The sequence below is a fragment of the Brevibacillus sp. JNUCC-41 genome, from assembly GCF_014844095.1.
GTDB classification, from domain to species: domain Bacteria; phylum Bacillota; class Bacilli; order Bacillales; family DSM-1321; genus Peribacillus; species Peribacillus aracenensis.
In genome coordinates, this window is record NZ_CP062163.1 from 253973 (window position 1) to 268388 (window position 14416).

Genomic DNA, 14416 nt, shown 5'->3' on the forward strand with positions numbered 1-14416 from the left:
TTTCTATATTACTCGTAAATGATCCGATCAACCGCTTCACGATCGAGGCGTTTGATCACTTCGACAATGAGCTTAACTGCATTCTCATAATCATCCCGGTGAAGCATTGCTGCGTGTGAATGAATGTAGCGTGTGGCAATCGTGATAGCCAGTGCAGGAACTCCATTAGCCGTTAAATGGATGGAGCCGGCATCCGTCCCGCCGCCAGGAATCGATTCATATTGATAAGGAATATTCATTTCATCAGCCGTGTCGGTGACGAAATCGCGTAATCCCTTATGTGCCACCATCGATGAATCATAGATGACGATTTGCGGGCCTTCCCCCATCTTACTCATCGCTTCTTTTTCGGAAACCCCCGGTGTATCGCCAGCAATGCCAACATCGACGGCAAAACCGATATCCGGCTGAATTTTGAATGTGGATGTTTTGGAGCCACGCAGGCCGACCTCTTCTTGCACAGCGCCAATTCCATAAACTACATTAGGATGGTCGCTGTCTTTCAGCTGTTTAAGCACATCAATGGCGATTGCACAGCCAATTCGATTGTCCCAGGCTTTGGCGAGCAGCATCTTTTCATTATTCATGACCGTGAATTCAAAATATGGCACAACCATATCCCCTGGCTTGACGCCCCATTCCTTAACCTCTTCTTTGCTGGATGCACCGATATCAATAAACATACCCTTAATATCAACCGGTTTCTTCCGCGCCTCCGCTGACAGGATGTGCGGCGGCTTGGAACCGATAATTCCAGTTAGATCACCTTTACTTGTAACGATCGTCACGCGCTGGGCCAGCATTACTTGTGACCACCAACCCCCTACCGGCTGAAAACGCAAAAATCCTTTATCATCAATTTGGGTGATCATGAAACCGACCTCGTCCATATGCCCGGTAACGATGATTTTCGGTCCGTTTTCATCACCCGTTTTCTTGGCAATCAAACTTCCCAGGCCATCTGTCGATATTTCATCCGCAAATGGTGTTATGTATTCGGTCATCACTTTTCTTACTTCACTTTCATTTCCTGCGATGCCTTTAGCATCCGTTAAGTCAGCAAGCATCCTTAACGTTTCATCCAATTTAGCCATTCCCACGCCTCCCTATAATTTACATTACGAGAATAATTATACAGAAAACCGATTGCATTAACAATCAGTAGCCTTGCTTTTGCCTTTCGTAATTCACTTCATTTTTGCTTACATATGCTTTTTCCACATCCACTGCTGAAAATCCAAGCAACTCACCTAAATGTAAATACGCAGCAAAAACCTTTTGGAAAGATGACTCTGTCAAATGTTTGCGAAATTCACTGATGTAGCCGTAAATAGATGTAAATTGACCCGTCAAATCCTCCTGATCCACCTTGAGGGCGGATGGAACTTCCGGTACAAACCCCCGCTCGATTCCTAGTGACAAAATGAAATGAATGCCATCCACGTATTCAGCCAAAATCGTTTCTTTATCAGAGGGGCCTTTAAGACTCCAGAATTTAAAACATCTTGTTTCATTGGCAAGCTCTCCAAGCTCCACCAAAAGAGCAAGTATCTTCCGTTCCACTAAATCTTCAGCACCCAAATCATGCTTTGATTGTATATGCTCATCCAAAGCTGCCTGCATTTCCATTAATTTACCTATGTTCAATTTCATCACTTCTTTCTATCGACTTCCCTTAAATTATATCAAATAAATGAAACTTATTAAAAACCCATACGTAAATGAAGGGTATCACTCTGTTTAAGGAGGCAGCGCCATGGTATTGATCATGCGGTTCATTCTTTTAGCCATCATCATTTTCTTAATATATACAGTCATCAAATACCTATTTAATCCGAAAAGAAAATTAGAACTGGCACATGAACAGAAAAAGTTCTTTCTGCTCGATGATACAGCCAATATACGAAAGAATTTTTTATTGACGTACAACGGGGTGATGTTTGAAGGGGAAAAGTATTTAGGGACGACGGAACGCTCCTTCGAGGTCATCTCCATCTTCATATGGCCTAAAAAAGTGGCCGGCCTGAAAGGCTTGAAGCGAAATGACTTCTTAAAAATCGAGGCAGCCATAAAAAAACAATATCCAGATGCCGTTATTGATTGGAAGAGCCCAGTTAAGGAATTTTTACAGGAATGAAAAAAATTAAACGTAATGAAGAGCCTTGAGAAAAATGGACTCAAGGCTCTATTTTAATCATTTGAACGAAAAAATTCCTTCCAAGGGACGACCGTTTGCTTCTCCCTCAATAAATATATCAATAAGGTTAAGGATAATAAAATGATGACAATCAACGTTGGGCTGAAATCTGCAATATAGTGGCCAAAAACCGTGTATACGAATGCGACAGGGAGATTGGTCATGAAGGACAGATAAAAATAATTTTTCAGTCCTTTATTGGATTCCAATAAGCAAAGCGAAAGTAAGTAAAAGTGTATGAACGGGATTAGCCTCAGTACTGCAATTTGCCGGCTATTCAGCTTTCGATTTCCAAACAGCTTATTCTTAAGCCGCAGCAGCCTATCCTTTGTTTTCGGAAATTTGCCTATCACGAAATAAAAGGCCATACTGGACAACGTCAAACCGATTACCGAATAGATGGTTCCAAAGGCTGCCCCGAATAATACTCCGCCAGACATGCAAACCACAATGACGGGAATGAATAAAAATTGCCTTAATAAATGAAAAGTGATAAAAATCAACGGTGCAAACACGCTTCCAGATTGAACGTAGCTCATCACAAGTGTCAGTTTATCATTCATGCTCTCCCTCCAGCTACTCTTTGCTGCTTCTACAAGCATATACAATATACGGGCTACATATTACAATTGAATGAATATCTTGATCAATATGGCCATCTGAAGAATCATCAATAGGGGCAGGCCCCACTTAAAAGCGGCATGCTTCGTCTTATGGCGGAATTGCTTCATCCCCAAAAAGCACCCAGTCCCTCCGCCTATGACCGCCCACAACCAAAGTGTCCTTTCGCTGATCCGGTACTCCCCATTACGCGCTTTCCTCTTGTCGATTCCCATTAAGGCAAATCCGATTATGTTCGTGATGATCATATAAGCAGCAATGAACCATACTCCCTGCATTCCCATTCCCTCCTTTAAATATGTAAAAAGCCACCCTCTTGAAAAGAGAGTGGCTGTATCAGTCAGACTTATTTGTCTAATTGTTGTTTAGCAGCAGTTGCTAATTGAGCAAATGCTTGTTCGTCAGCAACAGCAAGATCAGCAAGCATTTTGCGGTTCACTTCGATACCAGCAAGCTTTAGACCATGCATTAAACGGCTGTAAGAAAGACCGTTGATGCGTGCTGCAGCGTTGATACGAGTGATCCAAAGTTTGCGGAAATCACGTTTCTTTTGACGACGGTCACGGAAAGCATAGTTTCCTGACTTCATTACTTGTTGGTTAGCTACTTTGAAAAGAATATGTTTCGCGCCATAGTAACCTTTAGCTAATTTTATTACCTTTTTACGACGTTTGCGAGTAACAGTACCGCCTTTTACACGTGGCATGTTATTTCCCTCCTATTTAACTCGATAAATCGAACTTATTTAATGTTGTCTAGCATATGACGAATACGTTTGAAGTCACCTTTGCTTACAAGGCTAGCTTTGCGAAGCTTACGCTTTTGCTTAGTAGATTTGTTAGCAAATAAATGGCTTGTGTAAGCGTTAGAACGCTTAAGTTTGCCGGATCCAGTCTTTTTGAAACGTTTAGCAGATCCGCGGTGAGTTTTCATTTTAGGCATAAGGTATTCCTCCTCATTACAAATTACTTTACAATTACTTTTCGTTTTTCGGTGCTAAGATAATGAACATGCTGCGCCCGTCCATTTTTGGGTGTTGCTCGATTGTAGCCACTTCTTTACATGCTTCAGAAAAACGAACGAGTACACGTTGACCAATTTCCTTATGCGTAATGGCACGTCCTTTGAATCGGATAGAAGCTTTTACTTTATCGCCTTTTTCAAGGAATTTAATTCCGTTGCGAAGCTTCGTATTGAAATCATGTTCTTCAATCGTCGGGCTCAAACGAACCTCTTTCAGACTGATGACTTTTTGATTTTTACGTGCTTCCTTGTCTTTCTTTTGCTGCTCGAAGCGGTGTTTTCCGTAGTCCATGATCCGGGCTACCGGAGGCTTTGCATTTGCAGCAACTAAAACTAGATCAAGATTTACACGAGCGGCAATTTCCAATGCTTCGAATTTCGTTTTAATTCCAAGTTGTTCTCCGTTTTGGTCAATAAGACGAACTTCACGGGCTCGGATGCCCTCGTTTACCATCGCGTCTTTACTAATAGTTAGCCACCTCCAAAGATATTGGCGAATACGAATATTTGAATAAATTCGGTCACGCTCACAACTCGCTTACAGGATATAATCATAATAAAAAAGTGTGGATGCATGCTGCACCCACACTGATAGACTCATTCAGAAAGATCCAAATAATCAAATCATGACCTGTTAACTGCATTGTTTGCGTCAACCAGGTGAGAAGCGGGTGCTTCTTCTTTTCATCAAACACGTATTCAATTCACTTTAGAAATATATCATAAACACTGATGACTTGTCAAATGCTAAATTTTATTCGTTTTTCACAACAAAATTAATATTATCAGACATTCAGTTATTTGACAATACGTTTTTTAAAGTAATTTGGACAAAAAATATTCATCATGATACTTTCCATCAAAAAACAGTGATTCCCGCTTTATTCCTTCCTTTTCAAAACCCATCTTTCGATATAAGGAAAGCGCAGGGGCGTTGTTTGCGATCACGGACAATTCCAAGCGCCGTATTTCTTTTGTCCGTGCATGCTCCTCCATTTTCTGAAATAGCTTCGTACCGATGCCTTTTCCTCTGTCCTGTTCGTTGATGCCGATGACGATTTTGGCTGAATGCCTCGTTCGGCCCATTTGATTGCCCAATAAGATTAGGTAACCCATCAACTCATGCCCGCTGGCAGCAACGAGGAAAACGGAAAGGGGATTTTTTTCGATTTGCTCCATTTGCTTTTCCATTTGTTCCCCCGTCGCTTTTCTTTCCCCAGGGTTGAACAGCATATACCCGGAATCTTCAACATGATTGAACAAAGCAGCCAAGTTACCCGCGTCTTTCCTTGAAGCCTTTCTGATCTCCATTTATCCCCATTCCCCCTTTGGTTACAGTCCATACTGATCGAAGCCATCAAATGCTAGGAGTTTTCTTTCGCCTTTTTCTTTTTCTCGATGGTGTCCCAGGAAAATAGGACTATCCAAAAAAGCAGGACCGGGACAATGGCATATTGTCGATAATCATCCAATAACAATAAGATGATAATGACAAGGAATGTCGGTCCGAATAGATAAGAAAATTTCTTTTTCATGCTGACCCTCCTTTTCATTGCTGTACATATTTTCACATGATGGTATCATTTTATCATGCCATAATTATAAAGAGGGACACAACTATATGTGCCCCTCTTTGTGCTTTTAACGGCTCACTTCCGCCTTAATCGCTGAAACGAAATCTTCAAAAGCGATTGTTTCGGATTTTTGTTCACCGTATTTACGTACATTCACACTGCCTTCTTTGACTTCATTGTCTCCAACAACGAGCATGTACGGGATTTTTTGCATTTGCGCTTCACGGATTTTGTAACCGATTTTCTCGTCACGTGTATCCAGGTCGACACGAATGCCTTGCGCTTTAAGTTTTTCCTGTACTTCTTTCGCATAATCCAAGTGCACTTCAGGTGAGACCGGGATCACTTGTGCTTGGATAGGTGCAAGCCAAGTCGGGAATGCCCCCTTATATTCTTCGATCAAGTAAGCGACAAAACGTTCCATTGTGGAAACGACGCCGCGGTGAATAACGACCGGACGGTGCTGCTTGCCGTCCTCACCGACGTAATTAAGATCGAAACGTTCAGGAAGCAAGAAATCAAGCTGAACAGTGGAAAGCGTTTCATCTTTCCCTAAGGCAGTACGCACCTGAACATCAAGCTTAGGACCATAGAATGCCGCTTCACCTTCCGCTTCAAAGTAATCCAGGCCAAGTTCATCCATGGCGACTTTTAACATGCTTTGTGCTTTTTCCCACATGTCATCATCATCGAAGTATTTTTCTGTATCCTGAGGATCGCGATAAGACAGTCGGAATGAATAATCCTTGATATCGAAATCTTTATATACTTCCAGAACCAAGTTCACAACGCGCTTGAACTCTTCTTTGATTTGGTCGGGACGGACGAAAATGTGCGCATCATTCAATGTCATTCCACGTACACGCTGAAGGCCTGAAAGGGCACCTGACATTTCATAACGGTGCATCAAGCCTAGCTCGGCAATCCGAATTGGCAGTTCGCGATAGCTGTGGATACTGTTTTTATAGACCATCATGTGATGCGGACAGTTCATAGGACGCAGGACAAGCTGTTCGTTTTCCATCTCCATGGCAGGGAACATGCCGTCCTGGTAATGATCCCAGTGTCCAGATGTTTTATAAAGGTCCACGCTTCCCATTACAGGTGTGTAGACATGGTCATAACCCAAACGTTCTTCCTTGTCCACGATGTATCTTTCGATTGTCCGACGGATGGTCGCGCCTTTTGGCAACCACATTGGCAACCCTTGTCCCACTTTTTGTGAGCTCATGAACAAGTTCAATTCTTTGCCGATTTTACGATGGTCACGTTCTTTGGCTTCTTCAAGGAAACGCAGGTGTTCGGCCAAATCTTCTTTTTTATAGAAAGCCGTACCGTAAATGCGTTGAAGCATTTTGTTTTTGCTATCGCCTCTCCAGTATGCTCCAGCGATGCTCAATAGCTTGAACTCTTTGATTTTCCCCGTTGATGGAACATGAATTCCACGACAAAGGTCAAAGAATTCACCCTGCTCATAAAGCGTTACCTGCTGATCGGCAGGAATCGCATCGATCAACTCCAACTTGTACTCATCGCCGATTTCTTTAAAACGGGAAATCGCTTCATCACGACTCACTTCGATGCGGGAAATTTCCAAGTTTTCGTTGACGATTTTCTTCATTTCTTTTTCAATCAATGGAAGGTCTTCAGGAGTCAATGATTCCTCCAGATCCATATCATAGTAAAAGCCGCCCTCGATGACTGGACCCACTCCGAATTTAGCGTTTTTGTACAAACGTTTGATCGCTTGTGCCATCAAGTGTGCTGTACTGTGACGCAATACTTCAAGAGCATCCGCTGCGTCCTGTGTGACGATTTCGATTGTACCATCTTGTTCAATCGGACGTTTCAAATCATATAATTCACCATTGAATTTTCCGGCAATGGATTTTTTCCTTAAACCAGGACTGATGGATGCAGCGATGTCTTCAGTTGTTGTCCCTTTGGCAAACTCCTTAACCGCTCCGTCAGGAAAAGATATTTTCAGTAATTCTGACATTTTAGTTTCACTCCTTCTTATTGTTCGGACAAATTACAGGTTTTGATTCCATTACAACACAAAAAAGCCCGCCCCTGTATAAAACAGGGACGAGCTTAGTAATAAATATCATTAACCCGCGGTTCCACCCTCGTTCCAGCTTGCCTTTCACGGCAAAATGGCACTTGTAACTTGGTAACGGCAGCTTCCCGTCAGCTCATATTCGCAGAATGCCTGCTTTCCGAGCCGAAGTTTAAAGGTGGTAAGTGTTCCATGCGAATAGGAAGCTTACAGCCTGTTGGCTCCCCTCTCTGATAATCGGCGACTAGAATACCCTTGTCCTCATCATAACTTTTAGTTTTTTAATAGTATGTAGGAAATTATAATTTGTTATACGGTGAAAATCAAGGTTAATTTTCTTTTTTCCACGAAAGATCATTCAAATGCATCGAAAATGACGAAAGTGGCAGGATGGTTGCCCGTTCTTCGAAAATCCTTGAAATGGTCTGGATCAGCCCTTCTTCCTTATCATCAGTATAGATGCACAAGTTTTCAGGAGCAATCGATAAAAGCGGGGCAAGTATCACCGTATCGAGAAAAAGTGAACTTTTGGCAAGAAGCCTCCTGTCGATCATACTATTGATTTTCGGCCGGTCGAGTTTGCTGAATTTCTGATCATAGAAATGAAAACCATCCCGGTTGACGAGGTGAAGCTTTCTTAATTTCGACTCCTGCCCATGAAGGCAATCACGGAGCGTGGCAATGAAATTTTGATAGTCCTGCTCCAGCTTGTATTCATCAATCGCCTTAACGACATACTTTTCCAAAGTGTGCTGAAATGATTTTAAACGGAAGGTCGTAAAAGAATCGAATGAAAAAGATACCTTTCCAGCCAAGATGCTTTGAAGTCCTTCCTCAATCAATCGTTTCTCCGTATTGAATGCTCCATCTTGATCCCTGGCTCTTTCCGCCTCGATGATCGATGATGCAATTTCAATGATGGCTTCAATTTCTTCCCGTTCCCTATAAAAAAATTTACCGACTATTATTTGCTCCAGAACAGGAATCGTCTTTTCTTCCAATAAAAAAGAATGAAATGCATCACGAAGCAAAATTAGCCATTTATCACCTGAAGACTTCGTCATATCCATATGCATGCCTTGTTGCGGAAGAAATCGAATGTATGCTTGAAATTCTGCCCCCAGTGGATGGACAGAAACGAAATTCAGTAATTTCATTGCCTCTGAATCGTTTTGAAACGAAATTTGCACTACGACATCCCCCCTTCCCCCTTGCCTGTTTGTTCATGTATATGGGGATGGGGACGTGTTTAGAAGTAGGATGAGTCTTGTAAAAGAAAAAAGTGACCTCCATTAAGAGACCACTTTCCTTCATCTTCTCCGATTCACGCCATCCAGCTTGACCGGCTCCGCTAAATATTGAATTCTTTCCATTATCCTGGCCGCCTTCACTTCTTCCTTCTCACCGCGCTGTGAAAAGGTTAGGTGGTTCTCCAGGCCATTCAGGTCAAAATTCGAAGTGAAAAACGTCGGCAGGTTTTCCAGCATCCTAAATTGCAAAATCGGACCAAAAACCTCATCGCGTCCCCAGCTCGTCATGGACTCCGCTCCAATATCATCCAGCATGAGGACAGGGGCCGTTTTCACCATCTCAATTTTTTCATTGACCGTATTATCACCGATCGATCCTTTAAGTTCCCGCAAGTAGTCAGGGACATAGACAATAAGGGAGGAAATTTGCCTTTCTGCAAGTTCATTGGCAATCGCACCTAATAAGTACGTTTTCCCAACACCGAATTTCCCATATATATATAAGCCTTTTTGCATTTTACCTGGCTCATATTCCATAATGAACGACATCGCCTTACTTAAAACGTCCAAGCGTTTGTTATCATTATCCGTTTGGGTAAAGTCCTCAATGGTCGCCTTTAAAATATCCTTCGGTACATACAGGCTGTGGATCAATTTTTCCCGTTTCCGCTTTTCATCCTCTGCCAACTTCCGCGGACAGATTTCATAATTCAGGTTCAGGGCCTTCCCTTGAATCACCAATTTGGGATAATACCCTTGCATCATATTGATGCAGCCATTCAAGCTTGGACATTTATCACATTTATTGCTTTGTGAAGTGAACTCATAAAGCTTCCCCAAATTTTTATCAATCATTTCCTTCGTGACCGTCGAACTGTTGGCATTCAAAAATAACCGCACTTGTTCGTCTTCAAAAATCTCCTGTTTCAGCTTTTCATAACGCTGTTGAAATTGGTTTGTATTGGCCAATTTATTAAGGGATCTATTAATCTTTTCCATCGTTCATTTCACCTCCTGCTTTCCACTGCTTCCATTTCTCCTGAAGCTCGCGTTTCTGGGCATTCAATTCAGGCTGATCTGCATTCTGCTCCTGCTGTGCTTCTTCTTTTTTCTCAAGCCACTCCGGAACCGCTTCTTCCCGTATCGCCTTTTTCCGGCCGCCCTTCGCAGCATTCCTGCTTCCTTGAGCCCAGTCCTGATATTTCCTATGTTCATTTTTAGCCAGTTCCATCGCCTCGACGACCGTAGAGACCTTCAGCCGTGCCCAATGGCCTGCCAGCTTTTCCACATAGCCCTTCGTGAACTTCATATCCGTTTTGAGCATGACGTATTCAATCAAGACATTGACGACACCCGGATTCAGCTTTTGATTGATCATCACTCCCTCAACCACTTTCAGATCACCGCTTGATGGCTCTGCACCTCCAGACAATTGCATCAGCCGCTCCCTCGGGGAAATCGTCTCCAAATGACGGATTAACTCTTGTTCCTGTGTTTTCGGTTCTTCTTTTTGTGTCCGTTCACGAATCGGCTGCACCCGATTGACTAGGGAAGGCATATCTGCCTGCCGTTCGATCTGATACCAGTCCCTTGCCGCCTTTCTGAGCACTTCCTCATCGATTTCATCATCCAATGAAACGGCATCCATTACTAGTTTTTGCATTTCCAGCGGATCAATGCCATATAAAAAAGCAAGTTTGGCAATCGTACTTTTTATTTTCGGAGTAAAGGCCTTTTTCGGTACGATCGAGGATTTCATCCCGGCAAGTAAAAGGTCAAAATCAAATAAGTCGTCAAACCCCGATGGCTCGACGCCTTCCGTCCGATCGATGAATTGCTGCTCAGGCATCGGTTTCCATTCGTTTTTCGCTTCATCGGTTACATATAAAGAGTCCAAATGATCTGATGAGAATACTTCCGCAAAAGATTTAGTCACACCTTCATATTGATCGGTTAAGATATGATCATCACAAAAGAATCTCTTTAACCGGTTGAATTGCGCTTTGCCGATTTTTTTGTATAAGTAAATATTCAGCATTCCATCCGTGAAAAACTGCTGGGGTGAAAGCGGCGGGTTTAACTCATAGATGAATTCCTTCGTTTCATTTTTCGATTTCTTATATACATTCAACAGACCAATTCCTTCAAGTAAAAGGCGTGCTTCGTAAATATCACCTAACTTAAGGCCGATGGTATTCATTAATTGATAATGTGAGGAGATTTCCGACCATAGCCTGTTTTCCTCCAGCTCACTCCATAACGTCATATATAGGCTAATGCAGATAGGTCCAATAAGAGGTTGATATAGTCGGGTAAGTATTTTCCGATCATAATCATGAAGCAGCCCCGCAGATGAGACCAAATATGAATCCGCTGGGAGCAATTCTTGCCAATGCATTGACATCTCCATTCAAACCTTTCAAAAGATGTAGTGAAAAAAGAGCCAAAGTGAATCTTCAGCTCTACTTTCTTTCTTTATTTATTAAATCTTTCAATTCATCGATAAAGACATTGATATCTTTAAATTGTCGATAGACGGATGCGAACCTTACATAGGCAACCTCATCGACTTCCGCCAGCTTGTCCATTACCATTTCGCCGACATTGTCGCTTTTCACTTCCGATATGCCCTGGTTGCGCAGTTCTTTTTCTACATAACTGGTAATTTGCTCTAGTTCCTTCAAGGGAACCGGGCGTTTTTCGCAAGCCCTGATTAAGCCACGCAGGATTTTATCACGACTGAACTCTTCCCGTGTCCCGCCCTTTTTCACTACAATAAGCGGTGTTTCCTCCACCTTTTCAAATGTCGTGAATCGAAAACCACATGCCTCGCATTCACGGCGTCGTCGAATCGATTTACTTTCATCGACTGGCCTGGAATCGAGCACTCTTGTTCCGTTATATTGACATGATGGGCATTTCATCATTATCAGCTCCGTATTTTATGTAGGACTCCCCTATCTAAATGTTCCCCAAGGATTTACTTCTCTATCTTAATCTTATATTAAAAGGAACGGCCAGTACAAGTAAAAAGTGTAACTTCCAGCAGCAGGCACTTTTGTTCCGCCCTTGGAGCACCTTTGTCAAGGTCTTTGTGCTATAAGGCAATCCATAGCTATAATGTGAAGCAGGCTGCCGATTCATTGCATTAAAAAAGAGATGCACCCATGGCATCTCTGTGTATACGTGTTTTTTATAGGGCACTTATATTGGCTTTTTTCATTTGTACAGGACCTAAACCACGTGGTAATTCTATGTTTTCACGTGTTTGCGCATTCAAAGCTTCTGCAATATAATCTGCCGCAATATTCGGATCCAAGTTACCGCATGTATAGACATCGATGCTCGCATAGCCGTGTTCTGGAAAACTGTGAATCGTTAAGTGTGATTCAGAAATGATGACAACCCCGCTGACTCCTTGTGGAGCAAATTTGTGAAAGGCAACTTCCCGTACCTCTGCACCTGATTTCAAAGCAGCATCAACAAAAATCTTTTCAATTAAATCGATATTGTTCAGTTTTTCAAAGTCACAACCCCAAAGTTCTGAAATGACATGTCTACCCATTGTTTCCATAGTGTAAGCTGTTTCCATATTAAGCTTCCCCCTTACCATGATTTAAAAATAAGTTCTGATAACTACCACGGGGGAAAGTTAGTCCAAAGAGGTCCTAACCCTTTAAGTAGCCATCATGCAAACCGCTTTTGAAGAAGTTCACGATTCATAGTATATATTGTTTGAATTTTTTTTGCAACTCCAAATTAAAATTTTGGAAAGATAAACTTTATATGCAATAGGGCTATAGCTAAGGTACCAATGTAAGGGAAATTCTGTTTTCCGGGTTTATTCAGCGCCTTAAAATAGCCAGGAATTGATGGGTCACTGCATTAAAAATAGCCTGCTAAAAAATTTTAGCAGGCTCAGACTATAAGCAAACCCCAATCAAGTTTGTCTATTCTTTTAATATTTGGCCGTTGATTTCCACTTCAGGCACTCGCTTTCCGCGGGCGGTCCGGGAGCCTCCTCGGCGCCATTGCGCCTGCGGGGTCTCCCTTGGACGCGCTTTTCCCGCAGGAATCTCACCTTACGTTCCAATCAACTTTGATTTAACAGTAAGATCTCCTTTTACCTACAGTCTATTTAAGAAAGGAGCCAAGAAGATTAAGGACAGTTCAACTGAACCTTAGAATAGCTGCTATGTGAAAGATGAACGAACAAAACAAGTTTGCCTATTCGTTTCATGCGGCATCAAACCGCAATGGATTTGTTTTGGGGACAATGATAACAACCGTAAATACGTATGCTAGTCATATCTTATAGCCTCTAGTTTTACAAGTGATTGAGAAAGTTGGAAAACCAGGAGCAGTAGCCGCATGTAAAAGAAAACATGATATGCGTGGGGTGACTATTCTCTATAACTGCTCCAAATCCAAAAAAGGTTTCGGATTGTGGCCATTTTGAAACCTTTTTGTCTACAAACTGAGCCTGCTAAAAAATTTTAGCAGGCTCGATTTCTTTTCATTATTTTACTGATAGTTCGACTTCGGAAGTTTTTTTCAACTCGGATCCCACCAATTTCACAAGGTCCACTACCCGGTTGGAGTAACCCCACTCATTATCATACCATGCAAGGACTTTCACTTTCCTGTCCCCAATCATCATCGTCGTCAAACCATCGATGATTGCAGAGTGAGGATTCGTTTTGAAATCACTGGAAACTAAAGGTTCCATCGTGAATTCCATAATTCCTTTGAGTTCATTTTCTGAAGCATCGATGAAGGCTTGGTTCACTTCATCAATCGTGACATCACGGTTTAAATCCACAACAAGATCGACTAGAGATACGTTAGGTGTCGGTACGCGGATCGCCATTCCATGAAGCTTGCCTTTTAATTGCGGCAACACTAGCGAGATGGCTTTTGCAGCTCCTGTGGTCGTAGGAATCATGCTTTCCGCAGCGGCACGGGCACGTCTTAAGTCTTTATGCGGGTTATCGATATTATTTTGATCATTTGTATAAGAATGTATCGTCGTCATTAAACCGTTGTTTATGCCGAATTTTTCATCAAGCACTTTTGCAACCGGTCCAAGACAGTTGGTTGTACAAGATGCATTGGATATGACGAAATGCTTGTCAATTTCCAGCACTTCCTCATTTACACCCATTACAATGGTAACGTCTTCATTTTTACCCGGCGCTGATAAAATAACTCTTTTTGCCCCTGCATCTAAATGAAGAGCCGCTTTAGAACGATCATTGAATTTGCCCGTAGCTTCAATTACAATATCTATGTCCAACTCTTTCCAAGGCAATAGCTTTGGATCGCGGTTATTTATTAGTTTTACTCGGCGGCCATTCACTACTAGTGAATCATCTTCCGCTATAATGATACCGTCGAATTTACCATGTATCGTATCATATTTTAGTAAGTGTGCTAAAGTTTCAGCTGGATAGCTTGCATTAATGGCAACAATGTCCAAACTCTCATCTAATATGGCCTTTCGGAAAACCATTCTTCCAATTCTCCCAAACCCGTTAATCGCTATTCTTGAATTCATTGTTCGGACCCTCCAGAAAATATTAGTGTTATACTTATTACCTTCCACATGTAATTAGTATAACATAATTAAGAGGAATTGTGCTAATAAAAATGCGGATTGTGTTTATTTTTTCAACACAAAAAGAAGAAACCT

General features: G+C 42.1%; 17 protein-coding genes and 1 other annotated feature. Of the genes, 1 reads left to right on the plus strand and 16 read right to left on the minus strand.

The window, feature by feature from the left end; all coding sequences use genetic code 11:
* Nucleotides 1-8: 8 nt before the first annotated feature.
* Both JNUCC41_RS01235 and JNUCC41_RS01240 read right to left on the minus strand, forming a co-directional pair.
* A complete protein-coding gene (locus JNUCC41_RS01235; protein WP_192206019.1) occupies nucleotides 9-1094 on the minus strand; it encodes a M42 family metallopeptidase in 1086 nt (361 codons plus the stop codon).
* 64 nt (nucleotides 1095-1158) lie between these two features.
* Nucleotides 1159-1647 (minus strand): dUTP diphosphatase, encoded by a 489-nt coding sequence (locus JNUCC41_RS01240; protein WP_192206020.1) that lies wholly within the window; start codon nucleotides 1645-1647, stop codon nucleotides 1159-1161.
* 109 nt (nucleotides 1648-1756) lie between these two features.
* Here JNUCC41_RS01240 and JNUCC41_RS01245 point away from each other — a divergent pair, with 109 nt between their 5' ends.
* Entirely contained in the window at nucleotides 1757-2137 is a 381-nt protein-coding gene (locus tag JNUCC41_RS01245) for a sigma-w pathway protein ysdB (RefSeq protein ID WP_192206021.1), read from the plus strand.
* Between the two features lie 53 nt (nucleotides 2138-2190).
* Here JNUCC41_RS01245 and JNUCC41_RS01250 read toward each other — a convergent pair whose 3' ends face one another.
* From JNUCC41_RS01250 to JNUCC41_RS01315, 14 genes are all read right to left on the minus strand, one after another.
* The gene (locus JNUCC41_RS01250) at nucleotides 2191-2760 is read right to left on the minus strand and encodes a TVP38/TMEM64 family protein (RefSeq protein ID WP_192206022.1); all 570 of its coding nucleotides are present in this window, start codon (nucleotides 2758-2760) and stop codon (nucleotides 2191-2193) included.
* 60 nt (nucleotides 2761-2820) lie between these two features.
* Nucleotides 2821-3096: a DUF1294 domain-containing protein gene (locus JNUCC41_RS01255; RefSeq protein WP_228467484.1), complete on the minus strand. Its 276-nt coding sequence runs from the start codon at nucleotides 3094-3096 to the stop codon at nucleotides 2821-2823.
* Nucleotides 3097-3164: 68 nt separating this feature from the next.
* On the minus strand, nucleotides 3165-3524 hold the full coding sequence (gene rplT, locus JNUCC41_RS01260) for a 50S ribosomal protein L20 (RefSeq protein WP_034309067.1): 360 nt from the start codon (nucleotides 3522-3524) through the stop codon (nucleotides 3165-3167).
* Between the two features lie 35 nt (nucleotides 3525-3559).
* Nucleotides 3560-3760, minus strand: coding sequence for a 50S ribosomal protein L35 (gene rpmI / locus JNUCC41_RS01265; protein ID WP_034309070.1), 201 nt, complete (start codon nucleotides 3758-3760; stop codon nucleotides 3560-3562).
* 34 nt (nucleotides 3761-3794) lie between these two features.
* Nucleotides 3795-4295, minus strand: coding sequence for a translation initiation factor IF-3 (infC, locus tag JNUCC41_RS01270; protein ID WP_034309072.1), 501 nt, complete (start codon nucleotides 4293-4295; stop codon nucleotides 3795-3797).
* A gap of 98 nt (nucleotides 4296-4393) precedes the next feature.
* Nucleotides 4394-4530 (minus strand) — a sequence feature (ribosomal protein L20 leader region).
* 127 nt (nucleotides 4531-4657) lie between these two features.
* Nucleotides 4658-5152 (minus strand): GNAT family N-acetyltransferase, encoded by a 495-nt coding sequence (locus JNUCC41_RS01275; protein ID WP_192206024.1) that lies wholly within the window; start codon nucleotides 5150-5152, stop codon nucleotides 4658-4660.
* A gap of 53 nt (nucleotides 5153-5205) precedes the next feature.
* Nucleotides 5206-5376: a hypothetical protein gene (locus tag JNUCC41_RS01280; RefSeq protein WP_179085987.1), complete on the minus strand. Its 171-nt coding sequence runs from the start codon at nucleotides 5374-5376 to the stop codon at nucleotides 5206-5208.
* Between the two features lie 106 nt (nucleotides 5377-5482).
* Complete coding sequence (gene thrS / locus JNUCC41_RS01285) at nucleotides 5483-7414, minus strand: threonine--tRNA ligase (RefSeq protein ID WP_192206025.1); 1932 nt, start codon at nucleotides 7412-7414, stop codon at nucleotides 5483-5485.
* Between the two features lie 389 nt (nucleotides 7415-7803).
* On the minus strand, nucleotides 7804-8664 hold the full coding sequence (gene ytxC, locus JNUCC41_RS01290) for a sporulation protein YtxC (RefSeq protein WP_192206026.1): 861 nt from the start codon (nucleotides 8662-8664) through the stop codon (nucleotides 7804-7806).
* Nucleotides 8665-8784: 120 nt separating this feature from the next.
* Complete coding sequence (gene dnaI, locus JNUCC41_RS01295; protein ID WP_192206027.1) at nucleotides 8785-9723, minus strand: primosomal protein DnaI; 939 nt, start codon at nucleotides 9721-9723, stop codon at nucleotides 8785-8787.
* Nucleotides 9710-11122: a replication initiation and membrane attachment family protein gene (locus JNUCC41_RS01300; protein WP_228467485.1), complete on the minus strand. Its 1413-nt coding sequence runs from the start codon at nucleotides 11120-11122 to the stop codon at nucleotides 9710-9712. The genes dnaI and JNUCC41_RS01300 overlap by 14 nt, the downstream gene beginning before the upstream one ends.
* A 64-nt stretch (nucleotides 11123-11186) precedes the next feature.
* The gene (nrdR, locus tag JNUCC41_RS01305) at nucleotides 11187-11648 is read right to left on the minus strand and encodes a transcriptional regulator NrdR (RefSeq protein ID WP_057911467.1); all 462 of its coding nucleotides are present in this window, start codon (nucleotides 11646-11648) and stop codon (nucleotides 11187-11189) included.
* Nucleotides 11649-11917: 269 nt separating this feature from the next.
* Nucleotides 11918-12298 (minus strand): adenosylmethionine decarboxylase, encoded by a 381-nt coding sequence (gene speD / locus JNUCC41_RS01310; protein ID WP_034311443.1) that lies wholly within the window; start codon nucleotides 12296-12298, stop codon nucleotides 11918-11920.
* Nucleotides 12299-13243: 945 nt separating this feature from the next.
* On the minus strand, nucleotides 13244-14281 hold the full coding sequence (locus JNUCC41_RS01315) for a glyceraldehyde-3-phosphate dehydrogenase (RefSeq protein ID WP_192206029.1): 1038 nt from the start codon (nucleotides 14279-14281) through the stop codon (nucleotides 13244-13246).
* Nucleotides 14282-14416 lie beyond the last annotated feature (135 nt).